The organism is Pediococcus ethanolidurans, assembly GCF_001437405.1.
Taxonomy (GTDB): domain Bacteria; phylum Bacillota; class Bacilli; order Lactobacillales; family Lactobacillaceae; genus Pediococcus; species Pediococcus ethanolidurans.
This window is the reverse complement of record NZ_JQBY01000002.1, coordinates 69,106-84,559: the sequence shown is the minus strand read 5'-3', so window position 1 is coordinate 84,559 and position 15,454 is coordinate 69,106. Positions and strand designations below refer to the sequence as shown.

The 15,454-nt window shown below is 37.7% G+C and carries 13 protein-coding genes and 1 pseudogene; 8 read left to right on the top strand and 6 right to left on the bottom strand.

The window, feature by feature from the left end; all coding sequences use genetic code 11:
- Positions 1-3: 3 nt before the first annotated feature.
- The 3 genes from coaA to IV87_RS01250 all read left to right on the top strand — a co-directional run bounded on the left by coaA (position 4) and on the right by IV87_RS01250 (position 3,877).
- Positions 4-930 (top strand): type I pantothenate kinase, encoded by a 927-nt coding sequence (coaA, locus tag IV87_RS01260; RefSeq protein WP_057805093.1) that lies wholly within the window; start codon positions 4-6, stop codon positions 928-930.
- A 251-nt stretch (positions 931-1,181) separates the two neighbouring features.
- Positions 1,182-2,735, top strand: coding sequence for a glutamine-hydrolyzing GMP synthase (guaA, locus tag IV87_RS01255; protein WP_057805092.1), 1,554 nt, complete (start codon positions 1,182-1,184; stop codon positions 2,733-2,735).
- A gap of 206 nt (positions 2,736-2,941) precedes the next feature.
- The gene (locus IV87_RS01250) at positions 2,942-3,877 is read left to right on the top strand and encodes a hypothetical protein (protein WP_057805091.1); all 936 of its coding nucleotides are present in this window, start codon (positions 2,942-2,944) and stop codon (positions 3,875-3,877) included.
- A 186-nt stretch (positions 3,878-4,063) separates the two neighbouring features.
- On the opposite strand, the gene IV87_RS01245 is transcribed toward IV87_RS01250, so the two are convergent.
- The 3 genes from IV87_RS01245 to IV87_RS01235 form a co-directional block, all read right to left on the bottom strand.
- Positions 4,064-4,900: a nucleotidyl transferase AbiEii/AbiGii toxin family protein gene (locus IV87_RS01245; RefSeq protein WP_057805090.1), complete on the bottom strand. Its 837-nt coding sequence runs from the start codon at positions 4,898-4,900 to the stop codon at positions 4,064-4,066.
- Positions 4,897-5,490 (bottom strand): type IV toxin-antitoxin system AbiEi family antitoxin domain-containing protein, encoded by a 594-nt coding sequence (locus IV87_RS01240; RefSeq protein ID WP_057805089.1) that lies wholly within the window; start codon positions 5,488-5,490, stop codon positions 4,897-4,899. The genes IV87_RS01245 and IV87_RS01240 overlap by 4 nt, the downstream gene beginning before the upstream one ends.
- A gap of 341 nt (positions 5,491-5,831) precedes the next feature.
- Positions 5,832-6,338 carry a MarR family winged helix-turn-helix transcriptional regulator gene (locus tag IV87_RS01235; RefSeq protein WP_057805088.1) on the bottom strand — a complete coding sequence of 169 codons (507 nt, stop codon included), beginning with the start codon at positions 6,336-6,338 and terminating at the stop codon, positions 5,832-5,834.
- A gap of 142 nt (positions 6,339-6,480) precedes the next feature.
- Here IV87_RS01235 and IV87_RS01230 point away from each other — a divergent pair.
- The 4 genes and pseudogenes from IV87_RS01230 to IV87_RS01215 all read left to right on the top strand — a co-directional run bounded on the left by IV87_RS01230 (position 6,481) and on the right by IV87_RS01215 (position 10,777).
- Positions 6,481-7,422 (top strand): annotated as a pseudogene (locus IV87_RS01230) (ATP-binding cassette domain-containing protein).
- A 13-nt stretch (positions 7,423-7,435) separates the two neighbouring features.
- Positions 7,436-8,212, top strand: a complete 777-nt coding sequence (locus IV87_RS01225; RefSeq protein WP_057805087.1) for an ABC transporter permease — start codon at positions 7,436-7,438, stop codon at positions 8,210-8,212.
- Positions 8,213-8,624: 412 nt separating this feature from the next.
- Positions 8,625-9,839, top strand: a complete 1,215-nt coding sequence (locus IV87_RS01220; protein ID WP_057805086.1) for a chloride channel protein — start codon at positions 8,625-8,627, stop codon at positions 9,837-9,839.
- Between the two features lie 89 nt (positions 9,840-9,928).
- Positions 9,929-10,777: an aldo/keto reductase gene (locus IV87_RS01215; RefSeq protein ID WP_057805085.1), complete on the top strand. Its 849-nt coding sequence runs from the start codon at positions 9,929-9,931 to the stop codon at positions 10,775-10,777.
- A 178-nt stretch (positions 10,778-10,955) separates the two neighbouring features.
- Here the strand turns inward: IV87_RS01215 and IV87_RS01210 are convergent, their stop codons facing one another.
- A complete protein-coding gene (locus tag IV87_RS01210) occupies positions 10,956-12,134 on the bottom strand; it encodes an SAM-dependent methyltransferase (RefSeq protein WP_057805084.1) in 1,179 nt (392 codons plus the stop codon).
- A 279-nt stretch (positions 12,135-12,413) separates the two neighbouring features.
- Between IV87_RS01210 and IV87_RS01205 the strand changes: the two genes are divergently transcribed.
- On the top strand, positions 12,414-13,421 hold the full coding sequence (locus IV87_RS01205) for an aldo/keto reductase (protein ID WP_057805159.1): 1,008 nt from the start codon (positions 12,414-12,416) through the stop codon (positions 13,419-13,421).
- A 238-nt stretch (positions 13,422-13,659) separates the two neighbouring features.
- Here IV87_RS01205 and IV87_RS01200 read toward each other — a convergent pair whose 3' ends face one another.
- Complete coding sequence (locus IV87_RS01200; RefSeq protein ID WP_057805083.1) at positions 13,660-15,054, bottom strand: FAD-binding oxidoreductase; 1,395 nt, start codon at positions 15,052-15,054, stop codon at positions 13,660-13,662.
- Positions 15,055-15,230: 176 nt separating this feature from the next.
- Positions 15,231-15,449, bottom strand: coding sequence for a helix-turn-helix domain-containing protein (locus tag IV87_RS01195; RefSeq protein WP_057805082.1), 219 nt, complete (start codon positions 15,447-15,449; stop codon positions 15,231-15,233).
- Positions 15,450-15,454 lie beyond the last annotated feature (5 nt).

Here is a 15,454-nt window from a genome sequence, read left to right as displayed (position 1 = left end):
AAAATGGTAGAAGAAGACCAAAGTTACTATCGATTTCTAAAAGACGATTGGAAAAAATTGGCACCTGAAGCAAAGCTGCCATTATCTGACCAACAATTAAAAGCAATTAAAGCGTTGAATGACCGCATCTCTTTACAGGATGTCCAAGATATTTATGTCCCGTTGGTACACTTGTTGATAAAAAAATTTCGGAGTTTTCAAGATTGGCAAGCTACCAAAACTGATTTTTTACAATTACCAGAAAAACGGGTCCCGTTTGTGATTGGTATTTCTGGAAGTGTAGCGGTTGGAAAGAGCACCACGGCGCGTTTGCTTCAAGTACTGTTGACCAATTTTTTTCCTGAATTACACTCACAGTTAATCACAACGGATGGTTTTTTATATCCCAATGCTGAACTGAAAAAACGACAAATTTTGAATCGCAAAGGATTTCCCGAAAGCTATGATATGGCGAGTTTGTTGGACTTTATGGGTTCAGTTAAGAATGGTCAGGCCAAAATTCAGGTGCCGTTATACTCTCATCAAAGTTACGATATTGTTCCAGATCAGTTTGAAATAGTTGATAATCCGGATATCTTGATTGTTGAAGGGATCAACGTATTGCAACTGCCTTCCAACCAAACCATTTATATCAGTGACTTTTTTGATTGGTCAATTTATGTGGATGCTAATCCAGAATTAATTGAAAAGTGGTTTTTGGAACGCTTTGGCATTTTGTTAGATACGGCCTTTCATAATCCGGATGATTACTATTATGAATTTGCGCAATGGCCACGAGAAAAGGCCTTTGCAGAAGCTAAAAAAGTTTGGCAACGAGTTGATCTCCCCAATTTAGACGAGTTTATTTTGCCAACTCGTTCCCGAGCCAACTTAATTTTGCATAAAGTAGAACATCACACAATGGATGCCGTTTATTTAAGAAAATATTAGAAATTTAGAAGCCAGTTTGACGAGAATCAATTTCAAACTGGCTTTACTTTAAGCATTATTATCAGTAGAATTGATACTAGATGTTGAATAACTAAACTTTAAAAAATTATAGAGTAAACGTGCCAAACTAAGCAGCTTCTTCCGTTTTGCTACGGAAAGCAAACGATTCCTAACCCGAATCATTTGCCTTCCTAGGAAATACTCGGAAGCTGGGCGCTTAGTTTGACACTCTCTAATCATGAGGTGAAAACTTGGCTAATTTAGATTTGTCACAATTCGACAAGATCATTGTTTTAGACTTTGGCAGTCAGTACAACCAACTCATCACACGCCGAATCCGTGAATTTGGCGTCTATTCCGAATTACTTTCTCACAACATCACCGCCGATGAAATTCGGAAAATTAACCCCAAAGGCATCGTCTTCTCCGGTGGTCCCAACAGTGTTTACGATGACGACGCTTTTCGTGTTGATCCCGAAATTTATCAACTCGGCATTCCTATCTTAGGAATCTGCTATGGCATGCAATTAATGGCCTATAACCTAGGTGGTAAAGTCGAGTCCGCTAACAACCGCGAGTATGGGCATGCTGACATTGATGTCACTGATGCGCAAACGCCTTTATTTAAAGGATTACCAAGCCATCAGACGGTTTGGATGAGTCATGGTGATCTTGTTAAACAAGTACCTGAAGGCTTTACTTCTGTGGCTACTAGCAAGAATTGTCCAATTGCTTCCATAGAAGACCCTAAACGAAAATTTTATGGCATTCAGTTTCATGCGGAGGTTCGCAATACGCAGTATGGTAACGAGATTCTTAAACATTTTGCGTTTGATGTTTGTGAAGCCAAAGCTAACTGGTCGATGAACGATTTTATTGATTTACAGATTAAAAAAATTCGTGAAGAGGTTGGCGATCGCAAGGTCTTATTGGGCCTTTCTGGTGGTGTCGATTCCAGTGTGGTGGGTGTGTTACTGCACAAAGCCATTGGCAATCAATTGACCAGTATTTTTGTGGACCACGGACTGTTGCGTAAAGGTGAAGCCAAACAAGTAATGGATAGCTTGGAAGGCAAGTTTGGCCTGAACGTGGTTAAAGTTGATGCTCAAAAACGGTTCATGGATAAATTAGTTGGGGTTTCCGATCCGGAAAAGAAACGTAAAATTATTGGTAACGAATTTATTCAAGTGTTTAACGATGAAGCTCAAAAACTGCACGGCATTGATTTCTTGGCACAAGGTACCTTGTATACAGATGTGATTGAGAGTGGTACGGATACCGCGCAAACGATTAAATCGCATCATAACGTGGGCGGCTTGCCCAAAGACATGCACTTTACTTTAATTGAACCTTTGCGAACGTTGTTTAAGGATGAAGCTCGCGACTTGGGTGAAAAACTGGGGATGCCATCTGATTTAGTTTGGCGGCAACCATTCCCAGGTCCTGGTTTAGGGATTCGGGTGCTCGGTGAAATTACTGAGGATAAGTTAAACATTGTGCGTGATTCGGACTGGATTTTACGGGATGAAATTAAAAAAGCCGGCTTAGATCGTGATATTTGGCAGTACTTTACCGTTTTACCAGGCATTAAGAGTGTTGGGGTCATGGGTGATGGCCGAACATATGACTATACAGTCGGTATTCGAGCTGTGGATTCTGTCGATGGCATGACAGCCGATTTTGCCCGCATTCCATGGGATGTGTTGCAGAAGATTTCTGTACGCATTGTAAACGAAGTCGATCATGTCAATCGTATCGTGTATGATATTACGAGTAAGCCCCCGGCAACGGTGGAGTGGGAATAATTTAGATATAAAAATTGAAGCCGAAATGTTGATTTAACGGCATTTGTGAACTTGCAAAATGGATAAGTCGTTGTTGAATCTGAAAGTTTCTCCACCAAAAGCCCCACCAAGAATCGTGGAAGTCTTCAGTCACTTAAGAGTGATTGAAAAGCTCCCACGATTTTTTGACTAAATGCTAAAAAGTGTGGTACAAGGGAGGAAATGTTATGCGTAAGTTTAATTATGAAGATTGGGATATAGAACCGGAGTTAGAAACTGGGAATGATGATTTTGTATTTGGTAATTATGTTGATTGGGATAGATTTAGGCAGGACGAAGAAGAAAATCTGCTAGCGTATTTTGACATTCAATTACCCTGGGGCGAGGAATTGTTTTTATCAGAGTATTTTGAGCTTCTCAGACAAGAAGTATTTCAGAATACATCTATTGTTGAGGACTGCGATTTAGACAAATTGAAAATCACAACACAGAGCAATATTATTTCAGAAATGGTCATTCAGTTTCCAAGACGTAAGGACAGTAAGTCAGATGAAATTATTTCTGCTGTCTTTGATTATTATGGAATTCCATCGGGGACGGAATATGAATATGAACTACCAGAAAAGCTACAGTATTGGCATAACATGTTAGAGAATGGCGATCTTGAAAGTGAATATGAAAACTATAGAAAATACCCCCTTAAATTTGGGGCCTATAAGAAAACAATATCCGAGATAGCATTAAAAGTTAGTAATACTTCTGATACTATGACTAAAAAATCATTAATTCTATCATCGTTTATTATTAGTGAAAGCTTACTAAAGTCTGCAATTGTTTCTAAAATTCCAAAAGAAACAGCAATTAGCAAGTTCAGCAAGGAAATTTTGTCAAAGGAAATTGATAATAGGCTTCGAGGAAGTGTTAATAAACGAAATGAGCTATTTAAGCAACTTTTCAATGAAAAGGCTCCAAAGCAAGAATGGATTAATCTTAGGAACTCATTAGCCCATGATATAGAATCCTCAACCATACAAGGTAACGAAATAAGCTATATTAGTTTCATTGATCATAAGAAATACACGGTTAATTTTGATAATTTGTTTAAACAGCAGATGGATTTTTACAAAAAACTACGACAGATTATGAAAAACGATGACGAATGAACAAAATAGAATATACTCACGTTAAATGTCGATTAAAACTATAATTTTGAAGCACTTCAGTGTACTTAGCATGTTGCTTTCGAGTCGTTTCTGACTGCACAGATAATAAGAATCTATAAAATGGATTTTTTCGATGTTTTTTTGAAAGTCAGGTAGATTTTAGTTTTATTTCTCTGTGTATTAATTCTAAATTTTTTTCATTAAACTGAAAAGTGTTTCTAATGCAGTTGTGTAACTGATTGATTGAGCGTAGTCATATTGCTGCTGGTACTGTTGCCAAGAAGTTTTTAAACTTTCGGAATCGGATAGAGCACTGATTTCGGTTAAGCGGTTTTCGATCGTTTTGTTTGGAATATGATCAAACGCTACACTTTTGAAAAACTCTTTTTTTAAAAGCACAAGATCAATGTCAGTTCGATAGAGAATGGACAATGAGTAAACGTCAAACAAATCCTTAGCACGAGTGTTTAACATACCATGATTTAGAAATGCTGATAATTTGTCTGCCAAGATTTTTTCAACGGGGATGCCGTAAATTGGAAACTTTTCATCGGCGTTTAAAATACTTTGGTGATCAAGCATGATTGGAATTGTCTCATAGGGATTACCTTTTGAAATATCCAGCTTTACACTGATTTTACTTTTTCCCATTTGTGCCAGCAGATTGACACGAATTCCAGGATAATCATCATCAAGTTGTTTTTGTTCAATCGACTTGATTGTAAAACTGACATAATCGGTAGATTGCTCGAAGATTTCATTCAAAACGGTTGCTAATTTATCTGGTTGCAAGGCTGGCCCAATATAGATTGCATCAAGATCTTGGGTCATTCTGTTTTCAATTCCGACAAGGCTTTGGATTTCAAACCCACCTTTGAGAACAAAGTAACGACGATAATTAGAATCAGAAATCTGCTTTAAAAAGTGTTCTAGAAAAAAGAGTTTCTGAAAATGTTGAATATTGTAGCCAAGTTCACGAGCACGTTTACTGATCATTGGTAGAATTTTATTAACTTCACTCATTGCAGGTAGACCTCCATGACTTTTAATAAAGTACTGTTTGGGTATAATTTGTTCTTTATTTTGGTTAAATCTTTAAATCTTTCTGTGCTGGGTGAACTTGCTAGATATTTTTTAAGCGCATCATTCTTGATGTAAGGCTGAATTTGTTTTGATTCCCAAACATCTAATAACGTGCGTTCCTTTGAATAAACTTGAACAGTACCGCCATTTTCGGTTTGGGCGGTTTCGATACCAAGTAAATAGCGTTTTTTTGATAGATATCTGGCTTTAATATGATACTTCTTCAGTGATGCTGCGTTAGGATGATATCCTTGTGGGAATATCAGATCATAATGAAGTGGCATTTCATCAGTCAAGTCATGGATGATTAAAGCACTAACTAACGAGAAGATACCGCGCGAGAATTTTTGACTGATCAAGCTAAATTCATCGAGCAGGTAATCTGGGAAAATATAGATACCACGATCAATCTTTTTAATGGTGCCATCAGTTGATAGTTCATGAATTTCATCTTTGGATAAACCGTATGCTTGTGCGGTTTTGTAAATGAACGTTGGGTAATCATGTTCCAGTTGAGTTAAGGTATTCATTGTTATTAATCACATCCCTTATATACTATAATTTCTTATATTTATAGTATATAGGTTGAAAAATTAATTTGCAACTTTCAGTATGACTATGTTTCGGCTTGATTTATAAATAACTTTCCGTCATTGGTAGGAGAGCAATTTTCTTGTTTCATGAGATTATGTTTTTTCTTTTCATTGTCTAACTTTCCTAAATTTTTTGTGACTTACTGGAACGAGATCATTCGATTTGAAATATCATGAAACGGCTATGCCAATACCAAACTCATCAGAAGTGACAACATTTAATTACGCATCATTTAAACTAAAAGCTATCAATTGCAAATCCTACCTGCAATTGATAGCTATTTTTTAAACTGTTTTAAATATCGACTAGCAAATAATTTATGAAACTTCACTCCCAATGTGGGATTAGCCGCATCAATATCGGCATACATCGCTGTTGTGATTTTGGTCATGAGCACTGATAGTTGTTCTAATTCGCTATCTGAGAGAGTTCGCACAAAGGGAGGAACCTCTTGGGCGGCAGATTCAATTTCTTGTCGGCCTGTGGGGGTCAAATTGACTAAGTTGACTCGACGATCTTTTGACGATTTGGTTAAAGTCACTAAGTCTCGTTTAACCAGTTTGTAGACAAATTCGCTCGTGGATTGGGGTGACATGCCTAAACGGGTGGCCAGCTGGCGTTGAGAAAGATGATCTTCATCTGTTAACGCTAATAAAATTTTACCCTGGCCTTCAACGGTTAAACGAGGGCGCGCCTGTTTGACAATATCATCATAAATTTTACTGAGTTGTTCGTATTCAGCTAACTTTCCAGCGGCTAATTCAGCCTTAATTTCATTTGCCACGCTGTGTCACTCCATTCATTCGGTGTTTTCTTAAGTATACAACATTCTGAAATTCACGGCGATGCTTAGCTTGACATTTTAATCAGGTACCCTTACTATGTATTTAGTCAGATCACCTGATTAAATATAAGGAGGTCGCAATATGAATCAAGAGTGTGTTATTAAAGTAAGCAATTTAAAAAAACAATTTGGAAATAAAGTTGCTGTGAAAAATGTGTCGTTTGAAATCAAAAAAGGTGAGATTTTTGGTTTACTGGGACCCAATGGGGCGGGGAAGACCACTACTTTAAAAATGATGACGACTTTATTACGTTAAGATGCGGGTAATGTTTTGCTGAATGGCTTTGATACATTGACCCAGAGCCGTTTAGCACGGCAACAGTTTAGTATAACGGGTCAAACTGCAGCGATTGATCAAGATTTGACTGCACGTGAAAATTTAATGATCTTCGGTAAATTGAATGGCTTAACGCGTACCGCTGCCAAAGCACGTGCCACTGCATTATTAACCGATTTTGATTTGACTCAGTCCGCTGATCAAACATTGGCCACCTTTTCCGGTGGGATGCGGCGTCGCTTAGATTTAGCGATCAGTTTGATTGGCAAACCCGCGATCCTTTTTTTAGATGAACCGACTACCGGTTTGGATCCACGCACCCGAATGCAGATGTGGCAAGCTATTCAAAAACTAGTGGCTGAAGGATCGACAGTTTTGTTAACCACGCAATATTTGGAAGAAGCTGATCATCTGGCTGATCGAATTGCACTCATTGATCACGGAAAACTAGTCGCAATGGGAACGCCAAATGACTTAAAACAACAAATTGGCGGCATGCAACTACGAATTGAAGTCACAAATTTGCAAGGGCAGCAACAGGCCAGAAAAATTATTCAGGATGTTTTGGCCCTACCGGTTAGTGTCAACGACCACACTTTGACCGTATTACTAGACAATACAAAAATGCAGAAGGTTTCACGAGTTCTAAGTCAGCTCCAAGGCGCAGCTATTTCCATTAATAGTTTTGCTGTCGAAACACCGCCGTTAGATGAAGTTTTCTTGAAGATGACTGTTGGTAAAAATTAAGGAGAGAAAAATTATGAAAATGGTAACAACTAAAAATCAAATTGTTAGCAATATACTGACGATGACACACCGTAACTTGCTCAAAACGTTGCATAATCCAGACAGTCTTAGTGATGTTGTGATTGAACCGGTGATCTTTACACTTCTGTTTGGATACTTGTTTGGCGGCGTCATTGCGGGTAGTGTGCATGCATACTTACCAATGCTGGTATCGGGAATTCTGATTCAAAGTATTTTAAATGCTGCTTCGGGTTCCGGACAGCAGCTGCGTGAAGATATTAACGCCGGGGTCTTTGATCGATTTAAAACTTTGCCGATATCGCCAATTGCACCATTGGCAGGCCAATTGGTTGGCGATAGCTTACGACTCTTCCTTTCAGGGATGATGGCCTTAATCACATCCTTTTTGATGGGATGGCGACCAACAGTTGGCTTGCCGACCCTAGGAGCAGTTCTGTTATTGGCCATTTTTATTGGATGGGCGACTTCCTGGATTTTTGCTTTGGTTGGTCTCATGGCTAAGAATGCCGAATTGATTGGCAGTTTATCTATGATTATTATTTTAGTTCTGACTTTTTTATCAAATGCTTTTATTCCGGTAAAAACTTTGCCTCGATATATCCAAGCCGTTGTTAAAATTAATCCGGTTAGTTTAACCATCAGTGCAATCAGGACAATGTTGAAAACTGGTAATTGGGGAAGTAATGCAACGTTGGTATTTATTAGTGGTGGAATCATTATTTTGATCTTTATGCCATTAACGGTTTTCGTTTATCAACACCGTGACTAGAAGACAATGGATTACAAGCATTGAGCGAGAATTTTTAGACTAATTTACTCAACTTCAGTTCATGGTATAAAAACAGGTAAATCAATTAAAAGTATGTTTTAGATTGTATAATAGGGCTATACATTAGATATCTTTGTATTCAACAAACGGGCAGTTCACGTTATCATAAAATAGACTTCAAAGATGTTGGAAGAACTCCAAACGATTTAGTGTTGAATGGAAAAAGCATGAATGTCAGTAAAAAACGATTGACAAGATTGGCATTTTCGAATTAAATAAAACGGTGAACTTAACTTTATTTAGTCGTATTGTCAGTAAGTGAACTAACGAAAAGGCATATTTTAGTTTTTTAATGGCAATCAAAATTTCGAGTTCATTTCAACACACAATAAAATTGGGAGGAGGTAACCCGATGAAACTTAAATTGGTTTTTGTCATCGACTGTCTAATCATGGGATTTATGGTGGGTGTAATTGCGGCGCTATTCCTTACTGTAGTTGATTTTTTAATCAACTTTGTTTGGGTGGCTATTCCTACTTTCATACATGCACCGACTTACTATCCATTAGTTGCTGGCTTGATCGGTGGTGGACTAGTGGGAATTTTTCAAAGAAGGTTGGCCGGTTATCCCAGAACGATTGATGAAACAATTGAAGAATTTAAGACAGCCAATAAAATAAACTACAAAAGAGATTTACCGCGAAACTTTATTATGGCAATTATTGTCCTAACGTTTGGGGCAAGCTTGGGGCCAGAAGCGGCCTTAGCAAGTATTCTGGGTGGATTAATCAGTTGGATTGGTGACCGCATGAAACTTACGATGATCAGAAGAAATGAATTACTTGATCTGGGAATTGGTGCAATGATGTCTGCCATATTCTATGCGCCACTGGTTGGGGTTAGTAAATCATTTGAGAAAAAGTTTGTTAGTGATCAGTTTAGTAGTAAAGGTCGAAAAATTAGTTTGTACGCCATTACTACAATTGCCGGTATATCGGGATTTACCTTGATCCGATACATAGTCCCAAAAGAAACGGTGTTTGCAATTCGAATGCCTGCAGTTGTTTGGGATTCTAAGGTATTGTTGGTAATTTTACCGGCTTTACTTGTTGGAATTGCCTTTGGTTACTTATTTCAACTTTTTGAAAAAATTAGTGAAATAATTGCCGCTCAAATTAACCGCCCGGTGTTACTGGCTGTGTTAGCAGGATTGCTGATTGGTATTTTAGGCATGATTTCTCCCTATTTCTTGTTTTCGGGAGAACATGAAGTATTCAAGTTTTCTCATGAAGTAACTACGCTAGGACTACCGCTGATTTTGACAATTGCGGTTGGTAAGGCTCTGTTAACTAATTTGTGTTTTGCATTTGGTTGGCGAGGTGGAAAAATCTTTCCGATTATTTTTTCCAGTACCGCAACGGGGTTTGCATTGGCGAGCCTCTTTTCCTATACACCTGGATTGATTGTGAGTATTGTTGTGGCGGCTAGCGTGACTATTGTGGTTAAGCAACCATACGTAACTGGTGCCTTGCTACTATTATTATTTCCCATTCAATTCTTTCCGTTTATTATTGCAGCATGTTTGATAACGAATAAATTCTCAAAAATTGTGAATGAATTCCAATAGTAACTTATTTAATAGCTGGCAAGCTTAATAGTTAGAAAGTGTTTGTATTAAGAGCCTAAAATGAACTTGTTGGAAAGGAGTTAGTCATGATGAAACAAGTAAATTTTAATGGTACAACTTTACCTGCAATTGGAATTGGCACTTGGCATATGGGTGATAGTCCACAAACCTATACACAGGAAAAAGCCACAATCCTTTATGGACTGCAGCATGGTGCTACTGTCATTGATACAGCGGAAATGTATGGTGAAGGCAATGCCGAAAAGTTAGTGGGGGATGTCCTACAAAATTTTGATCGTTCAAAAGTCTTTTTGATTAGTAAATTTTACCCGCAAAATGCTACTAAAGACAAAATGAAACAAGCCTTGAATCGAAGTTTAAAACGATTAAAAACTGACTATCTTGATTTGTATTTACTACATTGGCGTGGACCAGTACCCCTGGCAGAGACTGTTGCCGGATTAGTTGAACTTCAAAAGGCAGGTAAAATCCGTTATTGGGGTGTTTCCAATTTTGATACAGCTGATTTGAAAGAACTTTATGCACAACCGCAGGGAGATCAAGTTTTTGCCAATGAGGATTTGTATAATTTGGCTAATCGGGGAATTGAATATGACTTGCTACCGTGGCAACGACGTCATCAGTTACCCTTAATTGCCTATGCACCAATTGATCAGGGTGATTCTCGTGGCCAAAAGTTGACCAAAAATAGTACGATTCAACAAATTGCGCAGGCCCATCAAGTGACACCAATGCAAATTTTATTGGCATGGACGATTCAGGCAAAGGATATCATGGCAATTCCGCAAACCAGTAATGTTGACCATATGAAACAAAACATTTTGGTGGGTGGCATTGATTTATCGAACCAAGAAATGCAACAAATCGATTCACAATTTTCAGCTCCGGTTTTTAAACAACCGTTACAAATGATCTGATTTATGATTGAAACGATCATTCGCAGTATTATTTGAATTACGCCATACGATATCGATTCTTATTGAAAAAATAGCTAAAAATTTTGTACCCCGTTTTAGTGAAATTAGCATGTAGTATAAAATAAATCCTGTTAATCACCACTTAATTAGTGATTAACAGGATTTTTGATGAAATTAATTATTTTTCTGTGTACATATAATTACGAGTCATTGGTAACCCATCACCACTAGGGGCTTTGGTTAACAGATATTGCATGACATCAATGTTACCAGCTTCAAACGAAGCAGCCGCTGCCTGGAGATAAAGATCCCACATGCGGCAGAAGCGTTCATCAAACATGTTGCGAACCTGATCCCGTACCTGATTAAAATTATGATCCCAGATTTCAAGTGTTTTTTGATAGTGACGCCGTAATGGTTCCAAATCATCAATTTGAAGATCAGCGTCAATCATGTAATCGAGATTCTTGGAAACACTAGGAATGTAGCCACCTGGGAAAATATATTTTGTTAACCATGGATCTACACCGGCGCCATTGTGTTGTCCGGTAATGCCATGAATAAGTGCCCTTGCACCTGGTTTTAATAACTCATTTACTTTCTTAAAGTAGCCAGGAAGATTATCTTTGCCCACATGTTCAAACATACCAACACTAGTAATGTAATCGAATTGACCTTTGATTTCGCGATAGTCTTCTAATTGCACATCAACTAAGTCCTCTAAGCCACGTTTTTTAATTTGCGCTTTTGTATATTGGTACTGTTCTTTACTTAAGGTAACCCCAGTGGCATGCAGTCCATAAGTTTCAGCAGCAATATACAGGAGGGTTCCCCAACCAGAGCCGATATCTAATAAAGTCTTTCCGCGTTCTGGTTTTAATTTTTTTAAAATGTGATGAATCTTATTTAATTGTGCTTGTTCCAAAGTATCATCGTCATTTTCAAAGTAGGCACATGAATAGGTTAAGGTTGGATCTAACCATAATTTGTAAAAATCATTACCGATATCGTAATGACTTTGAATATCTTTTTCGTTTTCCGCTTCGGAATGTCCCTGTTTCGGGAGAAATTTCATAAAGCTTTTATCATGCATAAAACTGCTAGATTGACGATAAGCAGAAGCCACAACTTGTTGAATAGATCCTTTAATATCAATATCGCCATCCATGTAAGCTTCTCCAAGCGTCAAAGTTGCATGTTTAGCCACGTCTTTCATCGCTAATTTCTTGTTAATGTCAATTTCTGCTTGCGGTGTGCCTTCACCATAAGTTTCAGACTGACCATCCCAATACTTAACTGTGACGGGAAAATCAAAGGCATGACTCAATAATTTTTTGTAAACTGGTTTTTCTAACACGACTTTTCACTCCAATTCAAATTGTTTACACGGTCATTTTAAACTTTTTTACGTTAAGACGTAATTAATTTGAATGAGATAACAAATTAGATATAAAAGTATTTAATAATTATTTGCAGATAGAATGGCATATTACTTGACTTGAAGTGCACTTCAAGGAGTACCATTTAGATAGTCAATATAGCGTTACTACTATCATTAAAAATGGTTAGCTAGTTTTCAAAATTTGTTTGTAAGACTTAAAATTTGAAGAGGAGTTATAAAATGACAAATGAAAATATGCAGTATACCAAAGTAGGAAATACAGATATTCAGGTTTCAAAGATTTGTATTGGGGCGATGAGCTTTGGTAAACCAGGAACCATGCATGACTGGAGTCTTGAATATCCAGATAGTGAAAAAATCATCAAACATGCTTTAAATTTAGGAATTAATTTCTTTGACACAGCCAATACATATTCTAAGGGTACTAGTGAAGAATATTTAGGTCGTGCTTTAAAGGAAAATAATGTTGCGCGTGATAAAGTTGTTCTTGCATCGAAAGTCTATTTCAATCCTGGCCGACTTTCTAGTGAAGCCATTCATCGCGAAATTGATGGCTCGCTAAAACGGTTAGGAACAGATTATCTAGATTTATACATCATTCATCGTTTTGATTATGATACGCCAATTGAAGAAACCATGTCGGCGCTCAATGATTTGGTTAAATCTGGAAAAGTTCGTGCAATTGGGGCTTCGGCGATGTATGGTTATCAGTTTAATAATATGCAACAAGTGGCCAAGGATCATGGCTGGGCACAATTTCAAGCAATGGAAAATCACTATAATTTGTTGTATCGCGAAGATGAACGTGAATTAATTCCCGTTTGCAAACAATGGGGTGTTTCGTTAATGCCATATAGTCCTTTGGCTGCAGGTCATTTGAGTCATCGCGAGTGGCAAGTTAACACGTTACGTAGCCAGACTGATCGCGTGGCAATAGGCAAGTATGATCGCGCAGAAACTGAGGATTTACGAATTGTGAAACGTGTCGATGAACTAGCCAAGAAATACAATGTTTCCATGAGTCAAATCGCATTAGCTTGGCAATGGGCGAAGGGAGTAATGGCACCAATTGTTGGTTCAACTAAAGCTAAACATTTAGACGATGCCGTTGAGGCTTTATCGATCAAATTAACTAAAGAAGATGTTGATTACTTAGAAGAACCTTATTTACCACATGAAATTGTGGGCGCCATTGATCATAATCCTGACCAAGGAACGGTATTGATTGACGAGAAAAAATAAAATTTCTTTTGATCAAAGATGAAATATACAGAGTTAAACAAAGAGGCTGGAAAAGAATTCCCAGTCTCCTTTTTATTTTCGAACTTTAATAGTTGAAATCGGGGAAAAAGGTTGATTTCTCCGCATAGCTACAAAACCCATGGCAACTTACCACTTTAGTAATATTAGTTGCATGGACAACGTAGTATGCACGAAGTAAACACACTTTTTCTCACTTTTATTCTATTGATTTAAATAACTAATTAATCTTTCGTTTTGGATTAAGAATTCCCATCGGATCAAAGAGATGTTTAACAGCATGCTGTAGTTCATCAACATCAAAACCTAATTCAGCATTCGTCCATTGATTTTTTAGCATTCCAACTGCATGTTCCCCTGAAATGGTGCCGCCAAGGGCGAGTGTTTTTTTCAATAAGAGCCGGGTGGCTTCGATCACTTTTTTCGGTGGATTAGGTTCATCTTTAGACCATACTAAACTAGGATGAACGTTGCCATCACCAGCATGACCGGCCGTATAAATTTCAACATTTAGTTCATCACTAACTTTTGAAATGTAATTCATCATTTCAGCTAGTTTGGACAAGGGAACAGCCATGTCTTCCATGATGTGATTATTGTTAATAAAAATTGCTGGGAGCATATCCTGACGCAGTTTTAATAAATCGTCTGCTTTTTGTGAATCGGTAGTGATTTCAATATTTGTGGCATGATCACTTGTTAAAGTTTCTTTGGCAATTTGTAAGCTTTCCTGACCACCTGCATCAAGTTTAAAAATCAGCATGGCAGAAGTACCGTTTGTATAGTGTTTGTTTTCATACTTATCTAAGGCGGCAACTGTTTTGCTGTCTAAGGCTTCCAACATAACAGGGGCAATCCCGGACATGCGCAAATCCTTAACGGCCACAGAAAGCGCCACCATATCTTTGAAAAAGGCAATTCCTGTAACTGAGTTTCCAACCGGAATAGGCAATAACCGAACCGTAATTTCTGTGATGATTCCCAAAGTGCCTTCTGAACCGACGAATAACTGGGTTAAATCATATCCAAAAGCTTGTTTATAAGTTTGACCACCGAGGGTGAGTTCACGGCCATCAGCCAAAATAACTTTTAAACCGAGCACCGCATCTTTGGTTGCACCATACTTAACGGTACTCATACCACCAGCATTTGTAGCCACATTACCACCAATTGTTGAAAGGGGTCGAGAAACCGGATCGGGTGCATAAAACAAGCCTTGTTTACGAGCTGCTTTATCTAAATCACCATTAACAACACCAGGTTCAACGACGGCAATTCCATCATCTGGACTGATTTTTTTAATGTGGTTTAACTTAACGGTTGATAAAATAATACCACCGTCAATCCCGTCTGCACCAATGACAGTGGAGGTATCACCACTTTGAGGAATAACAGGTAGATGAAACTTGCGTGCTGTTTTTAAAACGCCTTTAATATCGTCTGTGTCACTAACGGCCACGTAAGCTAACAGGTTGCCTTCCATTTCATTTGTGGCCCGGCAGTTAGCTGCATGTTGATGACTAACTTCATCTTGAACATGAATCTGAGCGTGAGGTGCCTGTTTTTTTAAATAGGTTATCATTTCATCTTTTGTGTATTCGTAAAATACCAACATTTTGAAAATCTCCTTATCTTTATCAAAGCTACTTATTTTATAAATTTTTTGTACAGATTCATCTTAACGCTTTTTAAAACTGGCGAAATACTTTTCCGCAAATATTGGATTGAAACATAAAAAATCGAAGTTGAAAGAATTTTCTCAACTTCGGCTTTAAGTATTCTGTTTAAAAATTACTGTTCTTCGTGATCCGGCACATATTTTAAAATATCTCCAGGTTGACAGTCAAGAACTTCACAAATTTTTTCTAAGGTGGAAAAACGAATTGCTCTTGCTTTACCCGTTTTTAAAATGGAAATATTTGCCATCGTAATACCCACCGCGCTAGCTAATTGGGTTACAGTCATCTTTTTTTGAGCCATAACGACGTCCAGATCGATTTGAATTGCCATTTAAA

Coding starts and splice junctions, on each gene's coding strand:
- coaA (WP_057805093.1), top strand. CDS start 4: ATGGTAGAAGAAGACCAAAGTTACTATCGATTTCTAAAAGACGATTGG.
- IV87_RS01250 (WP_057805091.1), top strand. CDS start 2,942: ATGCGTAAGTTTAATTATGAAGATTGGGATATAGAACCGGAGTTAGAA.
- IV87_RS01245 (WP_057805090.1), bottom strand. CDS start 4,900: ATGAGTGAAGTTAATAAAATTCTACCAATGATCAGTAAACGTGCTCGT.
- IV87_RS01240 (WP_057805089.1), bottom strand. CDS start 5,490: ATGAATACCTTAACTCAACTGGAACATGATTACCCAACGTTCATTTAC.
- IV87_RS01225 (WP_057805087.1), top strand. CDS start 7,436: ATGAAAATGGTAACAACTAAAAATCAAATTGTTAGCAATATACTGACG.
- IV87_RS01220 (WP_057805086.1), top strand. CDS start 8,625: ATGAAACTTAAATTGGTTTTTGTCATCGACTGTCTAATCATGGGATTT.
- IV87_RS01215 (WP_057805085.1), top strand. CDS start 9,929: ATGAAACAAGTAAATTTTAATGGTACAACTTTACCTGCAATTGGAATT.
- IV87_RS01205 (WP_057805159.1), top strand. CDS start 12,414: ATGCAGTATACCAAAGTAGGAAATACAGATATTCAGGTTTCAAAGATT.
- IV87_RS01200 (WP_057805083.1), bottom strand. CDS start 15,054: ATGTTGGTATTTTACGAATACACAAAAGATGAAATGATAACCTATTTA.
- IV87_RS01195 (WP_057805082.1), bottom strand. CDS start 15,449: ATGGCAATTCAAATCGATCTGGACGTCGTTATGGCTCAAAAAAAGATG.